Annotated in this window: 20 protein-coding genes and 3 pseudogenes; 8 read left to right on the top strand and 15 right to left on the bottom strand. The window is 66.3% G+C overall.

Annotated features, from left to right (window positions below; translation table 11 throughout):
• The first annotated feature begins 94 nt into the window (after positions 1-94).
• The 3 genes and pseudogenes from ACIBF5_RS02820 to ACIBF5_RS02810 form a co-directional block, all read left to right on the top strand.
• Positions 95-562 (top strand): winged helix-turn-helix domain-containing protein, encoded by a 468-nt coding sequence (locus ACIBF5_RS02820; protein ID WP_396807462.1) that lies wholly within the window; start codon positions 95-97, stop codon positions 560-562.
• Entirely contained in the window at positions 541-1,146 is a 606-nt protein-coding gene (locus ACIBF5_RS02815; protein WP_396807460.1) for a transposase, read from the top strand. Before ACIBF5_RS02820 ends, ACIBF5_RS02815 begins: the two co-directional genes overlap by 22 nt.
• A gap of 821 nt (positions 1,147-1,967) precedes the next feature.
• Positions 1,968-2,111, top strand: a pseudogene (locus ACIBF5_RS02810) (transposase); the annotation flags it as partial.
• A gap of 254 nt (positions 2,112-2,365) precedes the next feature.
• Here ACIBF5_RS02810 and ACIBF5_RS02805 read toward each other — a convergent pair.
• The 4 genes from ACIBF5_RS02805 to ACIBF5_RS02790 all read right to left on the bottom strand — a co-directional run bounded on the left by ACIBF5_RS02805 (position 2,366) and on the right by ACIBF5_RS02790 (position 7,797).
• The gene (locus tag ACIBF5_RS02805) at positions 2,366-3,385 is read right to left on the bottom strand and encodes an endonuclease NucS domain-containing protein (protein ID WP_396807458.1); all 1,020 of its coding nucleotides are present in this window, start codon (positions 3,383-3,385) and stop codon (positions 2,366-2,368) included.
• A gap of 961 nt (positions 3,386-4,346) precedes the next feature.
• The gene (locus ACIBF5_RS02800) at positions 4,347-6,674 is read right to left on the bottom strand and encodes a hypothetical protein (RefSeq protein WP_396807457.1); all 2,328 of its coding nucleotides are present in this window, start codon (positions 6,672-6,674) and stop codon (positions 4,347-4,349) included.
• On the bottom strand, positions 6,671-7,330 hold the full coding sequence (locus ACIBF5_RS02795) for an ABC transporter ATP-binding protein (protein ID WP_396807456.1): 660 nt from the start codon (positions 7,328-7,330) through the stop codon (positions 6,671-6,673). The genes ACIBF5_RS02800 and ACIBF5_RS02795 overlap by 4 nt, the downstream gene beginning before the upstream one ends.
• A 122-nt stretch (positions 7,331-7,452) precedes the next feature.
• Complete coding sequence (locus ACIBF5_RS02790; RefSeq protein WP_396807454.1) at positions 7,453-7,797, bottom strand: hypothetical protein; 345 nt, start codon at positions 7,795-7,797, stop codon at positions 7,453-7,455.
• 283 nt (positions 7,798-8,080) lie between these two features.
• Between ACIBF5_RS02790 and ACIBF5_RS02785 the strand changes: the two genes are divergently transcribed.
• Together ACIBF5_RS02785 and ACIBF5_RS02780 are read left to right on the top strand one after the other, a co-directional pair.
• Complete coding sequence (locus ACIBF5_RS02785) at positions 8,081-8,614, top strand: hypothetical protein (RefSeq protein ID WP_396807453.1); 534 nt, start codon at positions 8,081-8,083, stop codon at positions 8,612-8,614.
• A gap of 218 nt (positions 8,615-8,832) precedes the next feature.
• A complete protein-coding gene (locus ACIBF5_RS02780) occupies positions 8,833-9,153 on the top strand; it encodes a hypothetical protein (RefSeq protein WP_396807451.1) in 321 nt (106 codons plus the stop codon).
• Positions 9,154-9,239: 86 nt separating this feature from the next.
• On the opposite strand, the gene ACIBF5_RS02775 is transcribed toward ACIBF5_RS02780, so the two are convergent.
• Positions 9,240-9,602: a hypothetical protein gene (locus ACIBF5_RS02775; RefSeq protein WP_396807449.1), complete on the bottom strand. Its 363-nt coding sequence runs from the start codon at positions 9,600-9,602 to the stop codon at positions 9,240-9,242.
• A gap of 396 nt (positions 9,603-9,998) precedes the next feature.
• Positions 9,999-10,930, bottom strand: a pseudogene (locus ACIBF5_RS02770) (transposase); the annotation flags it as partial.
• Positions 10,931-11,697: 767 nt separating this feature from the next.
• Between ACIBF5_RS02770 and ACIBF5_RS02765 the strand changes: the two are divergent.
• Positions 11,698-12,719 (top strand): annotated as a pseudogene (locus ACIBF5_RS02765) (SDR family oxidoreductase).
• A 42-nt stretch (positions 12,720-12,761) separates the two neighbouring features.
• Here the strand turns inward: ACIBF5_RS02765 and ACIBF5_RS02760 are convergent.
• The 7 genes from ACIBF5_RS02760 to ACIBF5_RS02730 are packed head-to-tail and all read right to left on the bottom strand — an operon-like array spanning position 12,762 to position 20,242.
• Entirely contained in the window at positions 12,762-13,763 is a 1,002-nt protein-coding gene (locus ACIBF5_RS02760; protein WP_396807447.1) for a phosphotransferase family protein, read from the bottom strand.
• Positions 13,764-13,785: 22 nt separating this feature from the next.
• The gene (locus tag ACIBF5_RS02755; protein WP_396807445.1) at positions 13,786-14,718 is read right to left on the bottom strand and encodes an LnmK family bifunctional acyltransferase/decarboxylase; all 933 of its coding nucleotides are present in this window, start codon (positions 14,716-14,718) and stop codon (positions 13,786-13,788) included.
• Complete coding sequence (locus ACIBF5_RS02750) at positions 14,715-15,971, bottom strand: beta-ketoacyl-[acyl-carrier-protein] synthase family protein (RefSeq protein ID WP_396807443.1); 1,257 nt, start codon at positions 15,969-15,971, stop codon at positions 14,715-14,717. Before ACIBF5_RS02750 ends, ACIBF5_RS02755 begins: the two co-directional genes overlap by 4 nt.
• Positions 15,968-16,225, bottom strand: a complete 258-nt coding sequence (locus tag ACIBF5_RS02745) for an acyl carrier protein (protein ID WP_396807441.1) — start codon at positions 16,223-16,225, stop codon at positions 15,968-15,970. The genes ACIBF5_RS02750 and ACIBF5_RS02745 overlap by 4 nt, the downstream gene beginning before the upstream one ends.
• A 35-nt stretch (positions 16,226-16,260) precedes the next feature.
• Positions 16,261-17,214: a ketoacyl-ACP synthase III gene (locus tag ACIBF5_RS02740; RefSeq protein WP_396807439.1), complete on the bottom strand. Its 954-nt coding sequence runs from the start codon at positions 17,212-17,214 to the stop codon at positions 16,261-16,263.
• Positions 17,211-18,485, bottom strand: coding sequence for a beta-ketoacyl-[acyl-carrier-protein] synthase family protein (locus ACIBF5_RS02735; protein WP_396807437.1), 1,275 nt, complete (start codon positions 18,483-18,485; stop codon positions 17,211-17,213). Before ACIBF5_RS02735 ends, ACIBF5_RS02740 begins: the two co-directional genes overlap by 4 nt.
• A complete protein-coding gene (locus ACIBF5_RS02730; RefSeq protein ID WP_396807436.1) occupies positions 18,482-20,242 on the bottom strand; it encodes a CoA-transferase in 1,761 nt (586 codons plus the stop codon). The genes ACIBF5_RS02735 and ACIBF5_RS02730 overlap by 4 nt, the downstream gene beginning before the upstream one ends.
• A 712-nt stretch (positions 20,243-20,954) precedes the next feature.
• Between ACIBF5_RS02730 and ACIBF5_RS02725 the strand changes: the two genes are divergently transcribed.
• Together ACIBF5_RS02725 and ACIBF5_RS02720 are read left to right on the top strand one after the other, a co-directional pair.
• On the top strand, positions 20,955-22,220 hold the full coding sequence (locus tag ACIBF5_RS02725) for an acyl-CoA dehydrogenase family protein (protein WP_396807434.1): 1,266 nt from the start codon (positions 20,955-20,957) through the stop codon (positions 22,218-22,220).
• 465 nt (positions 22,221-22,685) lie between these two features.
• Positions 22,686-24,233 carry an IMP dehydrogenase gene (locus ACIBF5_RS02720; RefSeq protein WP_396807432.1) on the top strand — a complete coding sequence of 516 codons (1,548 nt, stop codon included), beginning with the start codon at positions 22,686-22,688 and terminating at the stop codon, positions 24,231-24,233.
• A gap of 97 nt (positions 24,234-24,330) precedes the next feature.
• Here ACIBF5_RS02720 and ACIBF5_RS02715 read toward each other — a convergent pair whose 3' ends face one another.
• A complete protein-coding gene (locus tag ACIBF5_RS02715; RefSeq protein ID WP_396807430.1) occupies positions 24,331-24,771 on the bottom strand; it encodes a carboxypeptidase-like regulatory domain-containing protein in 441 nt (146 codons plus the stop codon).
• A 511-nt stretch (positions 24,772-25,282) separates the two neighbouring features.
• On the bottom strand, positions 25,283-26,278 hold the full coding sequence (locus ACIBF5_RS02710; protein ID WP_396807428.1) for a glycoside hydrolase family 11 protein: 996 nt from the start codon (positions 26,276-26,278) through the stop codon (positions 25,283-25,285).
• Between the last annotated feature and the right edge of the window lie 264 nt (positions 26,279-26,542).

The raw sequence follows: 26,542 nt of genomic DNA, 5'->3' as shown, positions 1-26,542 counted from the left end.
AGATCTTGAATGGCCAGGTTCGTCCGATGTGGTCTGTGTGATGGGCCTTGGGCTGGGGTAGATCGATGGGATGAGGTATCCCGATGGAGGTGGGTTGTCCGCGCGGGGGCGGGCACAGCGTGAGGCGGTACGACACCAGGCGGCCGGGTGGTTCGCCCAGGATGTGTCGGTACCGGAGATCGCGGCGCGGTTGCGGGTGTCGCAGACGGCGGTGTACGGGTGGCGCAAGCGGTGGCGGGCTGGTGGTGAGCAGGCCTTGGCCTCGAAGGGGCCGGGTGGGTCTCGGTGCCGCCTGGATGAGGGCCGGCTGCGGCGGCTGGCCGATGCTCTGGAGGAGGGGCCGGCGGCGTACGGCTTCGGTAGTGATCAGCGGTGGACGCTGGCGCGGGTGTCGGACCTGATCGCCCGGATGTTCCGTATCCGGTACACGCTGCGTGGCACGGCGAACATCATGTACCGGCTGGGCTGGTCGGTGCAGGTCCCGGCGCGTCGTGCGGTCGAGCGTGACGAAGCCGCGATCACCACCTGGCGGCGGGAGACGTGGCCGGCGGGAAAACGGTAGCGGCGCAGCGGCAGGCGTGGCTGGTCTTCGAGGATGAGGCTGGTCAGACGTTGCGCCCTCCGAAGGCACGCACCTGGGGACCACGCGGGCACACCCCGGTCGTCCCGGTGTCGGGCAAAGGCTCCGGCCGCGTCTCGATCGCCGGGCTGACTTGTTACCGGCCTGGGAAGCGATCCCGGTTGATCTACCGGACGATCGCGCACCGCGGCCGGAAGAACGAGCGCCGCAGCTTCAGCGAACGCGACTACATCGCCCTGCTCGACGCCGCTCACCAGCAGCTCGGCGGCCCGATCGTGTGCGTCTGGGACAATCTGAACACCCACGTCTCCGCCGCCATGCGCAAGTTGCTCGACGCCCGGGACTGGCTGACCGTGATCCGACTACCGGCCTACGCCCCGGACCTGAACCCGACCGAGGCAGTCTGGTCGCACCTCAAACGCAGCATCGGCAACCTCGCCGTGACCGGCGTCGACCATCTCCTCGCGATCATCAAGAACCGACTCAAGACCATCCAGTACCGCACCGACCTACTCGACGGGTTCCTCGCTCACACCGGACTGACCCTCGAACCCGGCACAACCTGACCATTCAAGATCTGTAACCGTCGAGGGCGCCGTTGGAATGGGCCGGTCCGCTTCCTCGATTTCTTCGAGGCAGGCCAGCATCGGCCGGTATCGGTAGCAAACGGCTGCGCGAGCACTTGGACCGCTTGAAGTTCTACGGCAAAACGGCTACGGCCTGAAGTTCGATCAGGATCGCGCCCGCAATGTATTGGACGACTTCCGAACCGGCGGCATGTCCGACGTCGATGTCATCGTGAGCGCGCTCGCAGCGTTGCACGTTTCCGTACGGGGCAGAAGATCCGCGAACTGGCGAAGAGGCAGATGCTCCGACTCGCGTGGCAGACAGGGGCTGCACGGGGTCGTCCTGCTGCCCTTACCTAGCCCAAATGTGGTGCCAAGACCTTGTCGTCAACGTCGCGGCCGGTTTGGCGCGGTGACCCCGACGCGGCCTGTCCGGCGCTGTCGCAATGAGCGATCGGGTGCTGTGATGCCGACGGGCCGGGTGATCAGGCACCAGAGCAGCGAGATCGCCGAGGTCCGGCGGTGGTTTCGGGCTTCATGCCGCAGCTCGCCGCGAGACACCACCACATCGAGGCAAGACCATCGGGCGATGTGGTTCGGCAGAGGTTGCTACGGATCAGAAGGTTCAAGGTTCGAGTCCCATCGGATACAAAATCGAGAGATTGCCGATCTCGGGGTCGAGTTGGCCTCTACGTGCCAGCCGCGACGTCGACAAGAAGGGCGAGGGTCTGCTGCACGCGGTCTTCTGCGACAGTCCCGGTGACGCGAACGGCACGTTGCTGGTGGACCGGGCAGCAGCAGTTGGCCAAGCGAATTACGGGTCCGCGCTGGACGGTGAGATCACCGACCATGTCGGCTATGACAAGCACGGCCGCGCAGGTCGGGGCAGTGGGAACAGCCGTAACGGCAGCCGGATGAAGATGCTGCTCACCAACGTCGGGCCGGTCGAGGTCCGGGTTCCGCGGCAATGGCGTCCGTGATCTTGCCATCGCGCCGTCCTGGGGTCGTGGCGTAGCACCACGCCTTGATCAAAGACAGGACCAGGGCGGGGAATGAGGGACCGTTTCAGGAACCACGCCGAGCAGCAGGCCGCCGGCGCTGGCGAAGGCGACCGAGCCGGCCGCGAGAACGGACGGTGAAGCTGGGTTCGTTGATGTCGTAGGTCCGGGCTGCTGGCAGCCCGAACGTAAGCGGACGCGGCGTGAGAGCTCGGTTCGCGCTATGGCAGCGGCTCGGCGAGGTGGTGCAGCGTGCGTTGGTTCTGGTCGCGGAACCAACTCTGCCCCCAGACCTGGGCGTTGGGCGGCTGCCCAGTCGCGGTTTCGATGATGTGGCTGATTAGCCGGATCAGCCGCCACCGTGAACCGTCGTGCGCCCATTCAGCGGGACCGGAGCTGTCGTTGTGCCAGCGCACACGGGCACGGTCGGGGTCTGCCGCCAGCCAGGCACGGATGGTTTCGCGGTCCTGGCCGACCTGGTCGGGTACGACAATGGTCAGTTTGGTGCCATCGGGGATGGTTCCGTGGGCGATCAGCCGATCCACGGCGGAGGCCCGACGAACTTTCGCGGCCTGCGCGACGATCTGGGTGCCACTGCTCGAGCGCGGACGGACCATGTACTCCTCCGCGTCCGGAACCGGCAGGAGCTGCGCTACCGACAAGACGGTCTCTCCACCACTGGTGCGGTAGAGCTGGTAGCGGACGAGTCGAATGTCAATGCCGGACTCGTACAGGTAGAGGGCGGCGTTGGTAGCCGTTGGTCCGAAGTCGCCGGCCATGAGGATGATCCGTGGCGTTCGCAGTGTCTCGTCAGACACGCCTTCGGCCCAATCCTTCAGCTGTGCCAACGCCTCGTCGGCGGTCGTGTCGCCGCCAAGGTGAGCCGCGTGGACCTCGGCGAGACTGTCGAGGCTGAACAGGCGGGCCATAGCCGCGTAGTTGATCGCCTGCATCGTGACGGTGTCTGGGGCGCGGTCCCGCTTGAGTTCGACGACAACGAGCCGTCCGGCCCGGTCCAGACCCAACACATCGAGCCGGTCGATAGCCGGCGTGCCGCCGGCTGTCATCCAACGCCCGTATTCGAACGTGACGACCTTCATATTACCGTCGATAAGTTCGGGATGGTCGATGACCCATTGCTGCAGGTGTTGACGTTCAAGTAGGCCAGCCTCGACCAGCGAGATGCGCCGTGCTGGTACCGCGTTGACGCCATTCACCGTGAACACGATCTCGTCAGGCACGGGCGACGCCTCCTTGTGAGCTGGTCGGATGTCGTGGGTGGTTGAGCTGCCGGAGGTCCTGCCACGTGCTGAGGTAGGCCCAGCCTGTCGCGGTCCTCGCTCCGGAATGCTAATCACGCGGTCGCCGTACTCGATATCGTCGCAAGTCACAGCCCTACAACCGCCAGACGTGCCGTAGCCGGCGTTGCAGTTCCAGGCTGCGGCCCGGCGCCTGGCCTGCCGGGCCAATCTCTACGCTCTCCTGCCAGCGGTCAACCCGCCCTACATAACCCGGCCATGGTGTCATCCGAAGGCAGATGGCGCCGCCAGGGCGAAGGGACAACCGTCGCCGTCAAGACCGAGACTCTTCCGCTGTGTCAGGCGGGCCGGGCGCGGCGCGAGGACCGCGATTGCCTGCAGGACGCCGCTGAGTTGGTGGAGGCCCTGTCGGTCTGGTCGCGCCCTAGCTTGAGGCACCTGGTTCTGGCGGTGTGCGCCGACGGCTCGACGCTCTCGGTGAGGTGCCGCCGATGGCTGGTTGTGTCCAAGCGTTTCGTCCTCCCGGGGTCCACCAGGGACAGGTATCGGAATAGCATCGCCAGTACCAGTCGTCTGAGCGTCGGCGGCGCAGGTCCACCTTCGCGCCTCCGCACACGCCGCAGCGCGGCGGTGCGGCGAATTGGGCGGCGTGTTCGTGCTCGAGAAGTTTCCGGGCGAAGTGAGCACCTCGAACGGTGAGCATCACTTCGCGCGTCCAGCTCTGCGACAGTGAGTTGAGACTGCCCAGCAGTACCGTTTCCTCATCGATTATGACGGGCGGCGCGAGCCAGCGCGGTGCCGGCCGCGTTGGAGATCTCCCAGTCAGCGCGGTGTGTGGTTTTCCTTTGCCGGCGCGGTCCCAGCGGCCCGCCACACGGGCCGTCGGCACCGCGCTGCTACGCGAGGCGATGGTGCTGCGCGGGCGTGGCTCCGGTCCCGACCGTCAGTCCAGCAGCCGCCGAACAGGCCGGGCGTGATGCATTGCGACCGCCAGGACCGCCGTCATTCCGGCCACCGGAGGCAACAGCCACCACCAGCCGAACGGGCTACCGTCATGGATCCCCGACACCCAGGCCGCACTGATTGCGATGGCCCCTGACACCAGGAAACTGGCAAAGGGTGGCACCATCAGACGTACCGCCAGCAGGCGACGGTGTACCGGGCGAGCGCCGGCAGCGGCGTACATCGAGCGCTGGCGAATCTGGCTGGTGGAGATGACCGCGCCGACGCCTATCCACAACAACCCCACCGCAGCAGCGCCCACCGTCGCCGTCCAGACGCCGATCGTCAACTCCGGTAATTGTTCGTCGAGGAGTTCCGACGTCTGGGCGGTGGTGGCGAGCCGCGCCACGGTGGCGCGGAACTGCGCCCGGGACGACTCCTCCAAGGTTTCGAAGTCCAGCAGTGCGAGCAGTGTCGCGTCGGATGGTCGTAGTCCGTACCGCTTGGCGATCTCGCTGTCCGGAGCGATCACGACCCCAGGCATGTTGCCGCCCAACGTCTCGTCAATGGAAGCGGACACTACGTCGAGCGACTTGATCGCCGATGTCTCCCGATCGAAGTCGATAAGGCCGATCCGATTGCCCTCAACCAGCCCCGGGTCCGCCCACGCTTCGTCCGGGCGCAGATCGGTCGACAGGGCTACGGTGTTGACGGGGGAGGAGGTCTCCTTCGGCAGGCAGCTCAGATGATCCATCGGGTTCTGACCACCCGATGCGCGCATGCATCCGATGAGTTTCGCGCCGGATACCCGGAGGGTGTGGGTGTCCTCCACCGGAAGTTGATAGGTCGTCGTCTGGCCACCGCCCAAGCGAAGGTATTCGTCTCGAAGTGCCTCGGCTGCAGAACTGGTGACGTTGTAGACGAGAAACGAGCCTTCAGGTTGCACGGCAGGCGAAGAGCGGATGCTGGCGATCCCAGCATGGGTGATGTAGGCCGAGTAGTAGGCGGTGCCCAACGACAGCAGTGAGGCGAGCACCCCGGCCAGGGCGAACGGCGTGGTGAGTGTGAGTAGCAGACGACGTGTGGCGGGCGGCACGCCGATCGACGAGAGCGGTACGGCCAGGGCCGGCACGGCGAGGGCAAGCAAGATTCCACCAGGCATGGCCGCCTCGACCGGCAAGATGTCGACAAATGGCAGCAACATGAAAGCGAAGCCGAGCGCGGCGAGGGCTGACCCCAACCACGGCCGTGGTCGCCAGGTTGTCCCGTACCGCGGGCGGTAACGCCGAATGAACGCGGACAGTCCGGCCCCTACGCTGGCGCCGGCCACGACCACAACCAGGATGATGATCAGCGACGACCACGGGACGGTCAGCGAGGTCCACTCCTGGCCGACCAGCTTCGCTGCGCTGGACACTGAGAAGGACAGGCCGGCAAGCGCGAGGGCTGCGCCCGCGACCAGGCCGGTCACGATTGCGAGCAGGGCCATGACGAGCGGCAGCAGGTTCGCACTGGAGGGTTTCAGCCCAGCGGCGGCGAGCGCGGCCGACTCCTTGCGGGTGGCGCGTGCGACTGCCGCGAGAAGCAGGAGAGCTAACACCGCCGCGAGGATCACGATCACTCGGGACATCTGACGTACGGCCAGGAAGAGTGTCGACTCGAACTCGGTCGCCCGGTCTTCCGCGAGGATGGACGTGGTACGGGCGGCAAGGTGGCCACGTTCCACCAGCGGTTCCAGGGTCGGGTCGGAGAACGGCCGTTGATCCGTGAGCCAGAGATCGGCATCGGCGGTGGGCAAACTGGAGCTCAGAATCACGACACCGTCGTGCGAGTGGTCCTCCGGTTTTGCCACGACCCCGGTAAGTCGGACGACCTGCTGACGGGAGTCCCAGGACACGGTGACCGTGTCGCCGACCGACACCGCGAGGACCCGGGCCAGGTGCGTCGAAATCGTCGCCTCACCGTCTCGGCTGGGAAATGCGCCTTCACGAAGTACTCCGACGGGGAGTGCGTCCCGGAGCAGTCGAACCGAGGCGGTGCTCTGCCGCACCGTGGACGACACGGACCCGTCGGCGTCCCACACCGGGTGGAGGTCAGAGTTGGCGGCGAGCAGCTCGGCCGCCGATCCAGGGTTGGTCACTTGTAGGGCATACCGCTGGTTGCCGTTGTCAGCGCGTACCGAGGTTGCCACCGCGTCACGGGACGACTGGGTGAAGGTCGCGAGCGTGCTTCCGGAGGCGTTCAGCACCAGAAAGGTCAACAGCACCGCGAGTAGGAGTCCACGGTGATAGATGGCGAATCGCAGCGCCAGGCGGGCGGCCAGGCTCATACCAGGGTCTCCGCTGCGATCGCGCACCCGTCTTGGAGGACGATGGTACGGTCCATCATCTGCGCCACGTTGTGGTCGTGAGTGGCGACGACAACGCAGACGTCGTCTCGGGTCGCGAGACCCCGCAGTAACGCGGCGACGGACTCGGAGTTCGCCCGGTCGAGGGCGCCGGTTGGCTCGTCGGCCAGGACGACGGATGCCCCCACGACCAGGGCACGTGCCAGCGCTACCCGCTGCTTCTCGCCGCCGGATAGCGCCTGGGGCATACGTTTCATCTTGTCGGCGAGGCCGACCGAGGCGAGAGCTTCCTCGATGCGGTCCGGTTGGAAGGCGACACCCCGTACCTCAAGGGCGAGCCGGAGGTTGTCCCGCACCGAAAGGAAGTCGACGAGGCGGTGATCCTGATGAACGAGCGCGACTCTTGGGTCGGTGGTGCCGCGGCTCGTGCGAATCGGTGTGTCATTGATCCGGACGCTCCCCCGGTCTGGTTTTTGAAGACCGCTGAGGACCCGGAGCATTGTCGACTTGCCACTCCCACTCGGACCCATAAGGGCGACGGTTTCTCCGGCCGCGACGTCGAGGTCGACCTTGACCAGCGGCATTGACACGATGCGGCCGGCGGCATACGAAACCGCGACCGACTGGCATGACAGCATCTATTGGAGGCTCTCTGGTGGAGGTAGCAGTCTTGGGATGTGCCCGTACGGGCGGGTGAAGAGCGGGCAGGGCAGTGGCAATTGATCGCCGCTGCCCTGCCGTGAACGAATCGACTCGTGACTCAGTAGTCCCGGAGGCTGGTTCCGACGCGCTCATAATTTCCGGTGGCCCAAGCGCTGTAGTGGTTCGTGTTCGTGTTGCGGAACCACGAGGTTTCCTTGTCGCAGCAATACGCCATGTCCACGAAACCGCGCGCTTCGCTGGCGGCTCCAAGGCTGGTGCAGTTGGCGATCACCCGAACCTGGTCTGGGTACCAGGTGACGACGCGAACGTCTTTAAGTGCACTGCAGTCGCCAGATGCCGCGCTAGCGGGAGCGGTCTGACTGAACGCTACTCCGCTCGTCAACAGCGTGGCTGCGAACATGACCCTCGAAAATTGTTTGACACGTGCCCACTCCACGTTCATCCCCGCGTGCCTTCCTTCGATGGCTCGGTGTCTTCGATAAGACCGGCCGGGCCCAGCATGCCATCTAAGATCGACCATGTCTAACATTGTGATGTGGATCACGCGAACCTTTTTTGCTTGACGGATGGGATGTTGATCCCGGAACAATTGAACGGCAGTGGCTTGGTTCGGCGCGATGTCACCTGAATTCAGCATGGCGTGTTTTGCGCTGGCCTCTTGCTAATCGGTATCCAGGGAGGCGGAATATTCCGCGCTCCTCTAACCCTTCTATCGGGAGGTCTTCTTGACGGCTTCGACGGATATGGCGAAAAAGGGTTTGGGTCGGGCCAGTAGGCGGAAACTGGCCGGCGCCGCGATGATATTAGCCGCAACCGCGGCACTGGTTGCCGTGGCGACTCCGGCGTCAGCTTTGACGCCGCCCCGATCTGGTCCTGGCGCAACGAACATCATCCAGTCATTCCGGAACGGTGGTGGGTGGAACGTTCCGTTCAGGACGGGGAACAACAGTTTCGGGGAGCAGCACATCCGGATTGGCGGAAGCACCGGAAACACGGCGAATCACGAACTGAGCAGCTTCGCCAAGACCCAGTGGGGGGAGGCGATCTCAAAGCCATGGATCACCGGCCGTTTCCCCGGTGCCGAGGTCTACAGCCACCAGTACAAAACACCGGGGGGCACCAACCGGACTATGTGTGTTGTCGTCGACACGAACGACTACACCTACGCCAACAGTAATTATGGTTATAAGGGGATCATCACGGCGTTTTGGATCAACGGGCACTACTCCACCGCTACCTGCAACAGCAGCCCGGGCTGATCTTTGACGCTGTACTAGACTGAGTCGGTCGGCGCGCTGCGGATTCTTGATGAAATCCGTGGCGCGCTGGCTCCTGTCGGCGAGGAGGGCAAGCGGTGTCCCGCAGTATAACGGCGAATGTTTACTTCAGGCCGGACCGATCCATGCATCTTGTCCTGGAAGGGCCGGATGGTCTCATCGATGCCGGGACTACCCGACACTCGGGCCACCTTGGTCGGATGGCCCAGGAGGCCGCCTCCGCCGCGTACGGACCAGGGCCGATAGATGTAGCGATCCTCGTCGACCGGCCGCCTTGGCTGCAGGAAGGCGCGGTCGTCCGGCCGGATCCCGCAGCCGTTGACCCCGGTGAAGCGCCCGCGTATCCCTACGGTCAGGTCGTCGGATTCTTGCCGGTCGGTGGTGTCATCGTCGTGCACCCCGAATCCGGCTCCGCTGTGTACGCGCCCGAGGACCTGGTGGTGTGCGACCCAAGATCAATAGATCCGGCTGTTCTTGACGACATTGTGCGACGCACTGGCATTGCCACGTCCGAAGGGTGAGGTACGCGGAACCATGTGCCGTGCCTTGAACTGTAATCAGGAGCGGTGATGGATCACCGCTCCTGATTACAGTCACTGGTCCAAGGTCATTCGTCTCGTAGGTCGATTCCCACGCTCTCGTAGTTGCCCGAAGCGTACGCGCTGTAGTAGTCCTTGTTGATCGTTGTGAACCATGCAGTCTCCTTGTTGCAGCAGGGGAACATATCAACGAAACCGCGCGCCTCGGTGCCGCCGGCGATGTGCGAGCACCTGGCGATCACTCGAATCTCATCCGGCGCCCAGTCGCGAATCTTCACGTCTTTCCGGGCATCGCAGTTTCCTGCTGCAGCAGGTGCCACGTCTCTTGCGGCAGCAGGGGAGCTCTGTATCAAAACGAGCCCGCTGGTCGCAATACCGATGGCCAATGTCGCGTGGGCAAACCTTTTGGCGCGTGTCAAAATGATAACCACCCCGAGTGTTTCCTTCCGTGTGTGGAACACGTCGAATACGCGTCCCCGGCAAGGTCATCATCAATATATGACACGATGGGATGCTCGGCAAGGGATCCTGTCGTGCTTTCACGCCAGCACGCTCATGACAGCCGTCCACCCCTATGAAGGTATGCCCTTAACGCGCACCCGCTGTCGGTGCTCCGACCTGCGGAAATGTTCTCCGCGAGTGAGTATCGGGTCGTTGAAAAACACCCGCCGTCGCTGTGCATCTGCCCCGAATCCTGAAGCCACTGCTGCGCCGTGGTCAGCCCACGCAGCCGTTCGTCATCGACGCTCTGTGCTTTGTTCCCGTACCACATGACACCACGGGTCAGTCAAGGTCAACGTCCCCGGGCTGGACCACTAGCTTGATCTTCAACCCATTCGGCGTGGGCGGGGATTGGAGGACTCAGTTTTCTTTGTAGCCGGTGTCCTGATATTCATGGTGGTCGTGGTGTGGGCGTCGTGGCGCGGGGTGGGGTGGTTGTTGCGGCGGCCAGGTGGTCGCCCTGTTCTTCGCCGGGTGGGTTTGGGTGCGCCGGCGGGGTTGGGGTCGTCGCGCGTAGGTGTCGGTGTCCTCGGCGGACGCGGGCGGGTGGCCGGCGCTGCGGTGGCACGGGGTTGTCCCAGGCGAGGCGCCCGTTGGCGGCGAGGGGACGGGGCAGACGGAGTTGGGTGTAGGCGCCGAGGATCAGCCAGGTCCAGCGGTCAGCGGCCTGTGGGCTGCGGATCTTGGGGCAGGGCCCAGTCGAGGGTCTGTTCGACAGGAGGAACGTCTGTTTGATGTCGAAGCGGCGTAGGAACGTCTGCCGGAGTGGGTCGTCGGCCGGCGTGGCTTTGACGCCGGGCCACCACAGCCACACCAGCTCCGGGGTCGCGCCGCTGGGTAGATACCCGACTTCCAAGCGGATGACGGTTCTCTCGATGACCGGCAGTACCCTCGTCGAGTTGATTCAGGCGGATCGGTGGGTTAATCGTGGGTGTAGCCGGTCCCAGGCCCGAGCCCACGCTGTGCCGCAGAGGCGGGTCTCGGCGAGGGTGGCTGTCCGGCTCGCCCCACGTGGCGAGGATCACCGAAGGTGAACTCGCCGCCGTGGCGGGGTGGCTGGCCGATCATCCCGGCCAGTCGACGGGACCGCCCGACGTAGGACCCGGCATGAGTGCATCCGAGCGAGGATCTGCACGGGCAGGTCACGTAGGAGGAATGCCAGTCGGGGCGCGTCGTAGCCGGCGTCGGCGACGACCAGGATTTCCGGGTCCCCGGCCTGCGACCGCCCTGCCGCGATCATGCGCCCGACAATGTTCCGTGGGCACCGTGTGACCTAGGTTGGGTGCTCGTACGTCGGGGAACTGGCGCGAACTCGTCGGACTGAGCCGGATTCCGACCCCGGTCTCGACTGGAACAAGCATCGATATGGAGCGTTTGAATCCCGTACCTGTGATAACAAGTTCGGGCTGGGTTGGACGCGGCTGGACCAGGTTGGACAACCTTGCTCATGCATTGATGGATCCGACTACGGATCAGAAGGTTAGGGTTCGAGTCCCTTCGGGCGCACAAGATCAACAGGGGTCTGACCTGCCGAAACGGCGGTCAGGCCCCTGTTTGCTTCCGTTCCTCGTGGACGGTTGGGCGCTCGGTGGGTGCTCGTGCGACGAGCATCCGTCCTGTCCCGTGATGTTCTGTCCTGTTCAGTCTTGTTTTGATCGTGGTGCTCCGCGAGTGAGGCCAGGTCGGCCCGTTCGCCGTGACCGGGTTGGCCTGAAACCCAGACGGTAGGACGCGTTTTGTGGTCGAGGCGCTACTCTTCGTGGTCAGGTTTCGCGGTGCTAGCGGTACGTCATTTGGTTGCGGTGGAGGCCATCCCTTGGATCCGCAGTCACTCAAGGATGCGAAGCGAGCGCCCGGACGTCGGCTTGCCGGCTGGCGCAAGCGGCGTGGCCTGATCCAGGACGACGTGGCACGGTTGGTGCCCGGTCCTGTCGCCTGACCGGGGTCAACGCCCCAGACACATCCCCCGCGAACCCGGTCAGGTCATCACGCAGCCGCCGCACCTCAGGTTCGTCCATAGTGGCAATGGCGACACGGCTTTACCGAACAGCACTACTCTTCACCACGTGCGATAAAGCACTACTGGCTCAAACGGTGTTGGGTCATGGTCGGCGTACGCGACTCCCAGACCCACGCCGTGGTGAGCTTCCGCTCTCGTCGTCGGGTAGGGAAACGGATCGCGCCGGGCGACACGCGGGAAGCGAGTACGTCGTGTGCTCGCCCGCCCGGCACCGCTGGGCTAGCGTGACTTACATGATCATCTCGGATTTGGAGACGCAGCGAGACGCGCGGCCTGGACTCGACCTGGAGGGCCGGACCGCGCTTGTCACCGGCGCGAGTCGCGGGATCGGCTTCGGTATCGCGCAGGCGCTGGTCTCACGGGGGGTGCGGGTGTGCATCACCGGTCGCGATGAGCAGGCGCTGAAGGAAGCTGTGGAGAGCTGGGGCCCGATCGGGTGACCTCAGTCGCCGGGACCGTGCACGATGAGGAGCATCGGGCGGCAACGGTCGCGCATGTCATGGGTAACTTCGGCCGGCTGGATTATCTGGTGAACAATGCCTCGGCCAGCCCGCCGATGAAGCCGCTTACGGACCTGGACCTGTCAGTCGTACGCAGGATCTATGAGACGAACGTGGTCTCCGCGCTCGGGTTCACCCAGGAGGTCTGGCGTTCCTGGCAGAAGGAGAACGGCGGCGCGGTGGTCAATATCGCCTCGATCGCGGCGTTCTCGGCTAGCCCTCTCATCGGCTCGTACGGGATGAGCAAGGCGGCGCTGATCAACCTCACTCAGCAGCTCGCCAAGGAGCTGTCTCCGAGGGTGCGGGTGAACGCCATCGCCCCCGGTCTGGTCAAGACCCGGTTTTCGGCCGGTTTCTATGACGGCCAGGAGGAGCGTGTGGCGAAGACGCATCCGCTGGGCCGACTGGGCACTCCGCAGGATGTCGCCGAGGCGGCCGTGTTCCTACTGTCGGACGCGGCGAGCTGGATCACGGGGCAGACGCTGGTCGCGGACGGCGGGATCCGTCTGAACGTCAACTACACGTGAGTGCTCCGTTCGCCGGGGGATCCCTGTGAAGCTGGGCGGATCTCAGCGTCTGACCGTGGTGAGGCCGTACTCGATGAGCACGGGGATCAGCCCGGTCACCGGCGTGACCTCGGTCGAACGCCGCTGGACGCCTTCGAGGACGACGGCGAGCTTGAAAGCGGAGAAGGCGATGTACCAGGACATGGCGTCGAGATCCCGCCCGGACCGGATGGCATACCGCTTGAGGAGGTCCTCAACCGCGGGATGCCCTGGCACGGCGCTGGCGGGCCGGTCGCCCGAGGCAGAGAGTCCGGTGTGCAGGATCATCAGGCCGAGATCGGTGAGCGGGTCTCCGAGTGTGGACATCTCCCAGTCGAGCAGCGCGGTGATCTGGTCGATGCCGGTACCGCCGGCATCGTCCACCAGGACGTTGCCGAGCCGGTAGTCGCCGTGCACGATCGTGGTGCTTGAGGTCGCTGGTATGGCCCGGGTGAGTGCCTCGGACAACCTGTCGATACCCGCCGGTCGGCTGTCCGGCGCGGCGTCCAAGTGCCGGTTCCAGCGCCGCATCTGGCGTTGCAGGAAGCCGCCGACGCGTCCGTGGTCGGCGAGTCCGACCTCGGCGAAATCGACGGCGTGCAGGTCGGCCAGGGTCTCCACGAGTTGGAACATGATCCGTCTGGTGCGCACGGGGCCGACGGCCTCCAGCGTGCCGACGTGATGGTGGGCGGTTCCGTCGACGAAACCGGTGATCTGGAACGGAGCACCGAGGACAGCGGGGTCTTCGCACAGCAACACCGGCGGAGGCACCGGCACCTTCGTCCGACGTAGGGCGTCGATCACCCGGTACTCGCGCCGCATGTCGTGGGCGGTGTCCGACAGGTGCCCCATAGGCGGACGCCGTATCACCCAACGCGTTACCCCGTCGGTGACCAGATAGGTGAGGTTGGACATGCCGCCGTGGATCCGTGTGGCGCGTAGCGGGCCCTGGACCAGTTCGGGCCGAGCCCGATCCAGGTACCGCTCAAGGCTTTCGAGGTCGAGTCCGGGGAGGTCGTCGGTCATGTTCACCTTGTCGGATCGTCAGTTACAGCAGCAGACACGCCGAAGCCACGGCCAGCATGCGCGAGCTGCGCTTTTCCCGGAGGACGACCTCGGCCGTCTCGATCCGCGGGTCGCGCCGGCTGCGCCACAGCCGGGTGGTGACCTTGAGGTCCTGGTCCGCATCGGGATTGCCCAGGTAGCAGAGTCGGACGTCGGTCACGCGCCGGTTGAGGAAGGCGTGGTGGTCGCGGCCCAGCGAGCGCCAGACGCTGAGTACGGCGGTGTCGACGTGGGAGAAGTAGGAGGCGAAATGCAGCAGCCCGACGCCGTTGAGGTCGCGCGCGAGGTCGACGGCATGGGTCGTGGTCAGGTCGGGCACGACGAGATCGTGGTCGGCGACTCCTTCGGGATGGAAGGTGCCGTGACGACGGGCGGTGCCGGCCTCGCCGCGGGGTGAGTACTGGGCGGGAAGCGGGGGAAGGTTGTCGCTGCGGAAGCCCTCCGGGCTAGCGCCAATGAGCGCGTCGTTGCTGCCCGTGACGGACCTGCTGATCCATCGGTTGAGGGTCTCCACGTAGAGGCAGTCGTCGCGGGGCGTCTCGTAGAACTCGCGGAGGTCGAGGGCTGGGTCGGCCCCGGTATCGGCTTCGCCCATGGCGATCCGGTGCAGGGTCAGCACGTTTTCCTTCCCGAAGCCGAAGGAAGCTGAGCGCACGGTGAGCTGGTCGCCAAAGGTGATCGAGTGGGGGTTCATACGCGGGCCGCCGCGGACGCGGTAGTACACGAACGACAAGTACGCGGGATTGCCGTTGCAGTCCCGCGCCCGGGACACGTCGGTGGAGCACAGATCGCTCACCGTCTCCCAGGTCCAGTCGCCGATCCGGGCGTAGAGCATCGGGTTGTGCCCACACATGCTCGGAGAGACCTTTACCTGCCGTGACAGGCCGGAGAACCGATGCGGTGCGTGCGTGCTCACAGCACCTGCCCCCAGGGCCCCTGCTGGGGCGCGAAGACCAGCGCCGCATTGTGGCCACCGAAGCCAAAGGAGTTGCTCAGTATGGGGCCGCTGGGGATCGAGCGCGGCGCGGTGACAACGTCGATAGGGCAACGTTCGTCGAGCTGACTGAGGTTGACGGTCGGGTGGACCATCCGCTCGGCGAGCGTGAGGGTCGAGACGACAGCCTCGACGGCTCCTGCGGCGCCGAGGGAGTGCCCGATGACACTCTTGGTCGAGGTGACGGGGATCGTGCGAGGACCGAAGACCTCGCTGATGGCCGCGGCCTCGATGAAATCGTTGAGATCGGTCGAGGTGCCGTGGGCGTTGATGTGGGTGATCTGGTCCGGGGTGCACCCGGCGTCGTCGAGCGCGGCCCTGATGCAGGCTTTGACGCTCCGGCCTTCGGGATGAGGCGCAGTCAGATGATGGGCGTCACCGGTCCTGGCGTAGCCCGTGATCAGCCCGTAGATGTGCGCGCCGCGGGCGACGGCGAGATCCAGCCGTTCGAGCACGAGATAGGCGGCGGCCTCTGCCAGGACGAATCCGTCCCGGTCCTGGTCGAAGGGCCTGCTGGCCGAGGCGGGATCGGTGATGCGGCGAGAGAGGGCACCCAGTTTGTCGAATCCGAGCACGGTGGTCGGGGTGAGCGGCGCCTCGGTCCCGCCGGCGATCGCGAGGTCGGCCTCGCCGTGCCGGATGAGCCTGCTGGCCTCGCCGATGGCGTGGCTGCCGGCCGCGCACGCGGTGGCCACGCACAGGTTCGGGCCGGTGATCGCGTGCTTGAGGCTGATCATCGCGGCGGCCGCGTTCACCAGCAGCATCGGGACGTGCAGCGGCCCCGGCCGCCCGACGCCGGGCGGCGACCCGGCGCTGAAGGCGGCCTCATGGCTGGTGATACCGCCGAACGTCGTGCCGGACACGACCGCGATACGGTGCGGCGGGTGGTCGTGCGGGCCCGCGTCGCTGAGAGCGTCGGTGGCCGCGCACAGGCCGAGTGCCGTGGCCCGATCGGTCCTACGCTGCTCACGGGCATCGAGGTAGGTGTCGATGTCGAACTCGGGTACGGTGGCGGCGAACGTCACGGGCAGCCCGTCGGCGACGAACTCCGGCACCTGCCTGGCCAGGGTGGTCCGCGCTGTGGAGAGCGTCCGCCACACGTCCTTGGGCGTGTTGCCGGCGGGACAGCGGATGCCGAGGCCGGTGATCGCGACGGGTGACGGGAGACGGCTCATGGCGTCTGCCGCTGCATGAGGCGGTTGTGGATGAACTCGCTCAGCCCGGACGGTGTCGCGGCCTGGAAGATGTCCGCCTCAGCGACCTGGATCTGGAACGTGTTGCAGACGACCTCGGCCAGCTCGGCGATGTCGAGGGAGTCTGCCTGTAGATCCTGCTTGAAGCCGTCGGACATCTCGAATCCCCCGGCCTCGATGTTGAGGATCTTGGCGACGGTGTTCCGGACCGCGTCGTCGATGTCGGTGCGTTGCATGTTGCGTCCTTGTTTGTTTGAGGAATCGATGATGGTCAGACTCGCAGGAGCATGGCCCCGGAGAACCACCCGGCGCCCGCGGCGGTGGCCAGGACGAGGTCGCCCGGCCCGATGATCCCGTCGTTGACGCTTTCCGCGAGGGCGGTGGCGACGGAGGCGCTCGCGGCGTTGCCGTGCGTCTCGAAGTTGTCGATGACGCGCCGATCGGGCCCGAGGTGATCCCGAACCGCCCGGCGCACCTGATTGGAGCCGGGATGCGGCAGGATCCAGTCAACCTCGTCGAGATCGGTGCCCGATTCCCGCAGGATCCTGGCCATCGCAGCGATCTGGCATTCGGCGGCGAGCCCGTACAGCTTGGGGCTGGTCTGCACCCAGCCGTGCGGCGGAACGGTGATCAACGCGTCTGCGTGTTCGCCGTGGCTGAGCATGAGCGAGTGCAGCAACCCCCGACCAGGCTGGGCGTCGGTGGTCAGCACCGCCGCGCAGGCCCCGTCGCCCGCAGCGAGTGCGTCAGGGGTGCCCGGCTGCATCCGAGTGGTCATCTGCTCGGCGGCGATGACCAGTGCCCGTCGGTGCCCGCCGACGGCCAACTGCGCGGCGGCGATGTGGGTGCCGTGCAGGAAGCCCGCGCAGCCGGCCGAGACGTCGAACGCGTAGGCGCCGGTAGCGTCGAGCCGCTCGGCGATCAGCGGAGCGAGATCCGGGGTGTAGTGCCAGCGCCCGGTGCACTTCGAAAGCACCACGAGGTCGATGTCACGGCCCTGTAGACCTGCCTGCTCCAGGGCACGCCGCGCGGCGTGCACAGCCATGTCGCTCACCGTTTCCTCGTCGGCGACATGCTTGGTGCGCACTCCGAGCCGCAGAAGCTTGTGCTCGGGCAGGGTCCTGCCCGAGGGCGTGACGACGTCCGCGAGGCGAACGACCTGCTTGGGGAAGTACGTCCCGAAGCCGACGAAGCCGAGTGAGCGCCCGGTCCAGTCCACACTCACGAAATCCCCTCCGGCGAGTCGCGGCGCTGGCCGCAGGTCGGCGCACCGAGCAGGACCGCGCCAAACTGGCCACCGAGGCCGTAAGACAGGCTGAGCCCGTGCTCCAAGGTTGTTTTGCGGGCACCCTCGACGACGTGGTCGTGCGGGCAGTCCGGATCTGGGTCGACGCAGTTCGGGGTTGGCGCGAGGGTCTGCTCACGCAGCATCAGCGCGACGGCGGCGACGTTGACGAGCGAGGACATGCCAAGGCTGTGGCCGAACACGGGCTTGATCGAGCCGAGTGGCGGCGGGTCGGGCAGACCTGCGAAGACCTGGTTCACCACCCGGGATTCGGCGACGTCGTTGTACTGGGTCGCCGAGCCGTGGCCGCACACGTAGCCGATCTGCGAGCGCGGAACTTCGGACCTGCCGATGACCTCGCGGACCAGGCGCGCGGCCCGCTCCCCGGTCATGTCCATGGTCGTCGGATGGAGTGCGTCGTTGGCCGACCCTTCGGCCAGGACACGGCCGTACTGCTGGGCACCGCGGCGGCTGGCTGCCGAGGCGCGCTCCAGGCACAGGAACAGTGCTCCCTCGCCGAGCACGAACCCGGACCGGTCGCGGCTGTAGGGACGCATCGCGCCGGTCGGCGACGGATCGGGCGAGAGCACGCCCGCGCCGAGTTTGACGTAAGCGCGGACGAGTTCGGGAAGCAGTGGGAACTCGTAGGCTCCCACCACCATGGCGTCGGCCTCGCCCAACCGCAGTCGGCTCGCCGCTAGGCCGATCGCCTGGCTCCCGCCGATGCAGGCGCTCGTCAGCGTCGTCACCGGGCCCTGGATGTCCTGGTTGATGGCGATAAGGCTGGCCGGCGTGCTGGGCAGGGATCGCAGAATCGTGTCCGGGGTGGGACCGCAGGAGTCGAACAGCCGTCCGTGCTCTCTCAACGCGGGACGGGAGGAGGATGCCACGAGCCCGACCCGGGCCGCCGGCACCGAAGCCCCAGTCAGCCCCGCGTCGTCGAGGGCCTGCGCGGCCGCCGACATCGTGATGAGGATTTCCCGGTTGTACCGGTCGGCGTATTTGTCGGGCAGGTCGGGCAGGTGTGCGCGGTGATCGAAGTCGTGGATCTGCGCGCCGGACACGACGGGCAGGCCCGCCTCGACGAATCCGGCCACCCTGCCGGCTTGGACGGAACCGAGCTGTAGGTGCTTCCAGAACTCCGCGACGGAGGAGGCTCCCGGCAGGTGCAGTCCGATCCCGGTGATGACGACGTCGTCCTTCGTGGTCATGAAGGCACACCGCCGCACGCCGCGATCCGGGGTGAGGGAGCGCCGTTGTGCTTGAACGTCAGCCGACGCAGCGCGCCGAGCTCGGCGGCGGAGATCGGGGCTTCGTCTTCGAACCGCTCATCTAGCTGCGCAGGCCACGAAGTCAGTGCACGGATGGTCTTTTCAGGGTCTGCGTCTTCGTCGTCCGGACGAAGCCAGGTCTTCAACGCGAATCGGTCGCCGGAGGCCGGCTCGAAGGTGCCGAACTGGCTGACGACCGCTGCGACCCGGCGTCCCGGTGAGGTGATGAACGGCACGCGCTCGACGTAGCGGTTCGGTCTCGCGGTGGCCACGACGAGCGTGTCGGCCGTGGAGGCCACGTCGTTGGCACCGCCGGAACCGATGAGGTACGACCCGTCGGCGGTTCTGCTGGAATTGATATTGCCGTACCGGTCGATCTGCGCAGCGCCGAGGACCCCGAGGCACCGGCCGCTTCCTCCTGCGGCCATCGCGCCGAGGACCTCGGGGACTCCGGCCACGTGGTCGCAGCCCGCGATGTGGTCCTGGCTGAAGAGCTGCGGGTCGCCGCTGACAGGGTGCATGCCGACGAAGCCGAGCTCTGCGATGACCTGTACGTCCGGGCCCCCTGCACGCCGCAACAGGTCGGCCGCGAGCCAGGCGGCTAGATGTGACGCGCCGATTCCGGCCAGCACCACTTCGTATCGGCCGTGCGTCAGACGTGCGGCGATCGCCCGCGCGGCGAGCACGATCAGCCGATCGCGTTCGGTCGCGGGCCGTTCCGACATGTCCCGCGTGACGCGGGTGGGCGGCACCGACGCTGTCGACATCCGCAGCCCGTCGAGGCGTTCCGCGCCGAGCCGATTGAGGTAGCCCGCATGGCCGCTGGGTTCCGTGACCCATTCGGCATACCAGGCCGGCCCGGATTCCGCCCCGCCGGTGCGCGCGGTCACCTCGGCCTGGAAGGCATAGTCGTCCCGGTAGCCGTCGATTCCGGCCTCGGAATGACCCTGGTACCCCTGAGGGTGGGCGCCGAACGGCGCTTCGGTCAGCGCCAGAACACGCGACGCCGGAACGATCACGCAATCGCGCAGTGCCGCGAACCTGTCGTCGGAGACAACTTTTTCCACCGTGGCGACCACGCCCCTGCGCGCAGCAAGCGCACCCCACGCTCCTTCGCCGTACGGGGCCCGCAGGGCTATGTTTCCGCGAGTGTCACTGCACAGTCCGTGCAGGAGCGTCACGTCCGGGCGAAGGGCTGGCATCAGCATCGCCCTTCCCTCGTCGATCGGCATCAGCCCACTCTTGCCCACGACCAGATCACTTCCGTAGAGGCTGGAGGTGACCGCATAGGGGACTCCCATGGCTGCGGCCATAAGTCGCTGAGTGAACGACAGTAACGACCATTCCTCCAACGTGAACGGATCTCCCCAGGGGGTCCGGCTGTAGAGGCCGTTAGGACGCGGCGTGGGAAAGGTGTCCCCGGCGAAGCAGGTGACGACCCGATCGACGACGCCCGCAAGCACCAGGACGTGCGCGATGCCGCTCATCGCCGCGCTGCTCACCACAAAGCCGGGCTGGGCGCCGGCGAAGCAGCGTCCCACGGCGCGGATGAGCGCGCCGGGGCGCGCGGGCGTCGACGCCAGGTGGAGGTGGTCGCCTGGGTTGAGGTGCGCTCGGACCATCTCGTCGAGGTCCTCCGACCTCCAGCGCTTTGACGCCGGCACGAAGCGCCCTCTAAGTCCTATGTGGGCGGTCATGGTTTCGAGGATAGCGTAGTGGATCTTGAGGACATGACCCACCTGGTCTTGGACACTCGAACCTTGGATTGTGATGGTCTGGGGGGTCTGGAGTCGCTGACAGGTAACGGAACAGGTGGTCGCTTGGGCTCTGGATAACCCAGGGGTGACCGCTGGCGAGTTCGGTGAGGGCGTCCATGATGTCGCGGTGTGCGATAGCGGTGGCGATACGGGAGTCGGCGAGCGCGAATTGCTGTGCTTCGTCGAGAACGCGTAAGCTCCCGGAAGATTCTTGCCGGACCTTGACCGTGCGGATCTGCTACTCGGCGATGCTGCTGTCGAAAGGAGACCGCAGTTCGACGGCGAAGCGTGGGTGGTCGTCGACGCGGTCGCGGATCCGGCATACGAGAGCGGTCAGTTTCTGTCGGTCTTCAGCGCGTCGTGCCGGTGGTCCTTGACCGTGACCAGGGCGCCTGGCGTAACACCGGCTCGAACAGCAATCACTGATCACCTACGAGAAGAACCTCCGGCCGTCACCGGCTACGCTGGCCCCGAATAACTCCGTGTCCGGGATTAGGGGTCAAGACCCCGGAACCCCAGGCATGGCTGCTTGTCGCGGCCGAACAGAGCCGCTGTCGCCCGCCTGGAACGAGGGGGCTGACGGGGCGTGGCGGTGCGCTGGTCCTCGTCGAGCCGTCGACTATTCGCCCCATGGGGCAGAAGGTGGATTCGCGTGGATTTCGAGCTCAGCGCGGTGGCCCGCCACTACCGTTCGAGCCTGCAGGAGTTCATGAACGCCTGCGTGTATCCGGCCGAGCCCGTGTACGCCGAGCAGCGAAGCGCGCTCCGGCGCGAGGGTCGGGAGCACGATGTGCCCCCGATTGTGGAAGAGCTGAAGGACGAGGCACGCCGGCGCGGACTGTGGAACCTCTTCCTGCCCGGCGCGACGCAGCCCGCCCATGGGCTGAGCGTCACCGACTACGCCTCGCTGGCTGAGATCACCGGACGGTCACCACACCTGGCCCCCGAGGCGACCAACTGCGCGGCACCGGACAGCGGCAACATGGAGGTGCTCCACCTGTTCGGCACTCCGGACCAGCGGGAGCGGTGGCTGGCCCCGCTGTTGTCCGGGGAGATCCGAAGTTGCTTCGCCATGACCGAACCGGACGTCGCCAGTTCCGACGCCACCAACATCGCCACCCGGATCGAGCGCGACGGCGACCACTATGTGATCAACGGCAGGAAATGGTGGATCACCGGTGCCGCCGATCCGCGCTGCAAGATCATGATCGTCATGGGTCTGACGGACCCGCACGCTGCTTCCCACGCCCGGCAGTCGATGGTGCTCGTTCCGCTGGACACCCCCGGGGTGACCGTCCGCCGGTCACTGCCCGTCTTCGGGTACTCCGACCAGCACGGCCACTGCGAGATCACGCTGGACGATGTGCGGGTACCGGTCGACCATCGCATCGGGCAGGAAGGGAGCGGGTTCGCCATCGCCCAGTCCCGGCTCGGATACGGCCGCATCCACCACTGCATGCGCGCCATCGGCATGGCCGAACGGGCACTGGAACTCATGTGCCGGCGCGCCGCGTCCAGGACGGCCTTCGGTGCTCCGCTGGCCGAGCAGGGCGTCATAGGCGAATGGATCGCCGAGTCCCGGATCGCCATCGAGCAGGCCAGGCTGCTCATCCTCAAGGCCGCCTGGCTGATCGACAAGCACGGTCCGAAAGCCGCCAAAGCCGAGGTGGCGATGATCAAGGCGATCACTCCGCGGGTCGCCAGCGAGGTCGTCGACAGGGCGATCCAGACCCACGGCGCGGCCGGAGTCAGCGACGACACCCCGCTTGCCCGCATGTGGACCATGCTGCGCGCGCTGCGCCTGGCCGACGGCCCCGACCAGGTGCACCTGCGCGCCGTGGCCCGGACGGAACTCCGCAGCATCTATCCGCCCGCTACCCAGCTCGTCGAGCCCGGGTTGGCAGTGGAGGTGTCGTAAGCCGACATCGCACGAGGTCGTGTCCAGGCTCGGCCTCACATTAGGTGGGCGCCGCCGCGCCAGCGCGCCGGTTCCACGGCGGTCACCACTCCCGGGGGATCAGGACAGCGTGCTCCACGCAGCCGAACTCCACCGGGTGATCGCGAACCCGCCCCTCCGTTCGTCCCGTACCGCGTCCGTGATCCTCGCGCGTCATGGCCCGAAGCCGCCGCACGTCGCGGCGTGCGGCGGCGACGCAGAGTTGTGGCGGCAGTCACCGTGGCTGGTGACATTCAGGCCGGTCGGTCGGACCCCACCTCTTCACTTCGCCGTACCCCGGAGGGGACCGGGACCAGTGCCGACCGGGGCTCCATACCCCGCCGAGGTTTGGTGCCGGCTGTGAGCGGAGCAGCCTTTTGCTGACCGCCGACATCGATGCGTACGAAATGTGCGATTCCAGGGCGGCAAGCGAGGGCTGGTAACGTTATGCGATCAGCCCCCAAGCACCGCAAACCGGCATATCAACTGTCATGGAGTGCAGAAGTGCGGATCCTGCCCGATATCTCCCGCTCTTTCGGTGAATATCTTCTCTTGCCTAACCTCACCGACGAGAACTGCACGCCGGACAACATCGACCTCTCGACGCCCCTTGTCCGGCACCCTGTCGGAGAGCAGTCGCCGATCCGGATTGCCACTCCCCTGGTCAGCGCGATTATGGGAGCCGTCTCATCCCCGCAGCTGGCGATCGCGTTGGCTCAGGTCGGCGGTATCGCGTTCATCCACCAGAATCAGCCGATCGACAAGCAGGCCGAGATGGTCTCCGCGGTCAAGAAACACAAGGCTGGATTCCGGCACAACGATGTCAACATCAAACCGTCGGCGACCCTCGCGGAGGCCGACCAACTGCTGAAGTCGACCGGACGGGACGTGGCGGTCGTCACCGAGGACGGAACCTCGTCAGGGGCGTTCGTCGGGCTGATCACCGCCCAGGACTTCAACTTCCACCGGCACAGCGTCGACGACAGCGTCGAGACCCGGATGCGGCGAGTCAACGAGCTCGTGACCGGCTCCGCGGGAATGTCGCTGGCGACGGCGAACTCGCTGTTGTGGGACTCCCGCCAGGACGTCCTGCCGATCGTTGGTGAAGACGGCCGGGTCACTGCGCTCGTCCAGCGCCGCGACTACGAACTGCACAAGCAGTTCAGCAACGAAACCGTCGATGGCGAGAAGCAGTTCCGAGTCGGGGCCGGCGTCAACACCCACGACTACCGCGAGCGGATTCCGGCGCTGGTCGAGGCCGGCGCGGACCTGTTGTGCCTGGACTCCTCCGACGGATACTCGGTCTGGCAGAAGAACGTCCTGGAGTACGTCCGCAAGGAGTACGGCGACTCCGTCAGGATCGGCGCCGGTAACGTCGTCGACGGCCGGGGATTCCAGTACCTGGCCGATGCGGGCGCCGACTTTGTGAAGGTCGGCATCGGTGGCGGATCGATCTGCATCACCCGCGACCAGAAAGGCATCGGCCGCGGCCAGGCCTCCGCACTCGCGGAGATCGTCGCAGCACGGGACGCGTACACGCGGCAGACCGGGATGTACGTCCCGCTCTGCTCCGACGGCGGCATCATCCACGACTCGCACATGGCGATCGCCTTCGCGTTCGGCGCCGACTTCCTGATGCTCGGCCGCTACTTCGCCAGGGTCACCGAGAGCCCGGCGCCCCAGGTCAAGATCGGCGGGCAGATCCTCAAGGAGTATTGGGGCGAGGGGAGCGCACGCGCCCGTAACGCGGCCCGGTACGGACAAGGTACGGATCTTGCTTTCGAGGAAGGCGTCGACGGGTACGTTCCCCACGCCGGCAGCCTGTACGACAACGTCAAGGTCACCCTCGCCAAGCTGCGATCCACGATGATCAGCTGCGGATCCACGACCCTCAAGCAGTTCCACGACACCGCGGAACTCGTCCAGGTTTCCCAGCAGACCTTCGTGCAGAACTCCGAGGACGTCCAGCGGAACGAGCAACCCACCGTCGTGTGATGAATCAGAGTGAGCGGATGCCCCGGTCTCCTTCGTCGTGAAGGAGACCGGGCTTCGAGCAGCAGGGCGGGCCTTGTCGGGTCGGGTCGGCGGGCGGTCAGGTGAGGGTGAAGTCGACCGTTGAGGTCTGCCCGGCGGTCACCGTGGCCGGCTGCGGTGCCGCCTGGCCCGTGATCGAGGTGCCCCCGGTCCGGATGTGGAACTCGTAGCGGCCCGGCTCCAGGTTCCACTGGTAGACGCCCTTGGCGTCGGTGGTGACGACCAGTTCGGGGACGGGTTTGGCTGGGTTGTCCATCGACTTCACTTCGATTCCCACGCCGGGTACCGGCGAGCCGTCGGCGCGGGCGACCGTGCCGGTGACCATGCCCCGATTGGCTGCCCTGCTGGGATCAGCCGGCGGATGGGTCGCGGAGACGGGCGCGTCGCCGCCGGGTCCGCCGGGCAGGCCGGGCGAGGTGGACGAGGGCTGGCTGCAGGCCGACAGCGCGGCGACGGCGAAGAGCGCCGAGACGAGTACGCGAGCACGGGCTGAGCGCATCACTGCCTCCCTATGACGATCTAGGCAATCTGACGTACACGCGGTTGCCCGGTTCCGTTGCCAATACCGACAGTAAGGCAATGACTACCACCCGACGCGGGAACGGGTGGGTCGGCGTAACTCCCCCGGCCCGACTGACAAGGGAGTGGGGTCAGTGGTGGGGGTGGGAGTCGTCGGGCCGGTGTGATGGGGTGTGGTGAGCTCGTTGGCCCCATGATCGACCTTCCCGGAAGGACGCAGGTGACCTCGACCCGTGCAGCCTTCGCGCCAGGGTGCAACGGCAGCAGCGACGCGGTCGGTCTGCACCGTGTGTGGGTCCGGTGTGCTTTCCCGGTGGCTCGACGCCGGTGGTGCCGTGACCGCGAACGTTGGGCGACAGGCGATGCCCTCCTCCCGGAGGGCATGTGTCCGGGGAGGGCAGCCGGTGGGCCGCCTTCCCCGGACACGTACGAGACAACGGTGGGTCAGGGCCGTGGCGCGGGTGGCTCTGCCGGCGTCGCCGCGCGTCCGCTCAGCCGGTGGCGCAGCTTGCGGTGGGTGTGGTGTTGTTGCCGTTCTTGTAGAGCGTGATGCCGAAGTTGTTGCCGTTGCCGTTCGGGCGTGCCGTGAGGGTGCCGGTGGTCCCGCTGACCGACGCGTTCCAGCTGTTCTGGAGGGTCTGGCCGCCGTTCGTACGAATGGTGACGACCCAGTTGCTGCTACCGCTGACCGAGAAGTTCACGTTGAACCGGTCGCTCCACTCGTCGGCACGGCTCACGCTGACCGTGCAGCCGCCACCGGGCGGCGGGGTGGTGGGGTTGGGACCGGGGGTCGAGCCGCCCACCGTGATGTTGGAGCTTCCGCTGCTCTGGTATCCCTCGGTGGCCAGGATCTGGTAGTCGTGGTTGCCGAGGTTCATTCCGTAACGGGCCCACGCGTCGAAGTGGTTGCCGACGTTGATCGTGCCGCCCACCCTCTTCGACTGCCGGACGCTCCAGTACTGGTAGAACGTTCTGGTGCCGTCGATGGAGGGCGCGTTGACCCGCTGCGTCTGGTAGACGTCGTACGTACCGCCGTCGGTGGTGACCGTGCCCTTGAACGTTCCGGTGGGCCGATAGGTGCCCCAGCTGTCGACGATGTAGTACTCGATGAGCGGGTTCCTGGTCCACCCGTAGAGGGTCAGGTACGAGTTGCCGGACGGGTTGAAGGTGCCGGAGTAGCTCACCGTCCGACGTCCGCCGGGGTTCCAGCCCTTGCCGGCGACGAAGTTGTTGACGTTGCTCCACTGGGTGCTGTACTGACCGCCGTTGCCCATGGTCATGGAGACGTTGCCACTGTCTTTCCAGAAGGAATAGAAGTAGCCGTTGTGGGTTCCGGTGGAGTTCGACGTCACGGTCTGGGCGTGGGCAGGGCTGGACACGATGACCGTGGCTCCGGCCGTGACCAACGCGATGGCGCATGCCCCGCCGATGAGCATCCGGAGGCGTCCGGGCCTGTGGCTCCTCGGGTGGACGGGGGCGTCGTTCATGTAGGTGCCTTCCTTCCTCGTCACGGCTGGCGGGAGGCCGGCAGCTCGGTACGACCCGGCGAGGCTGTCGGTGGCCGGGTGGCGGCTACCGGAGGTCGGCGTCGTACCACGAGGGGTGGTTGGCCGGTCGTCCTGCACGACGACCGAAGGAGTGGGTCGTGGTGGGTGGTACCGACGCTGATCGACGGCTGTCGATGGCGAAAGTATTGGCCCCACTCTGTCGACTTGTCAACAACTTTCGGAAACCTTGTGGAAACATGTCTC

The sequence above is a fragment of the Micromonospora sp. NPDC050417 genome (assembly GCF_044458865.1).
Lineage (GTDB): Bacteria > Actinomycetota > Actinomycetes > Mycobacteriales > Micromonosporaceae > Micromonospora_G.
This window is presented reverse-complemented; position numbering and strand designations above follow the sequence as displayed.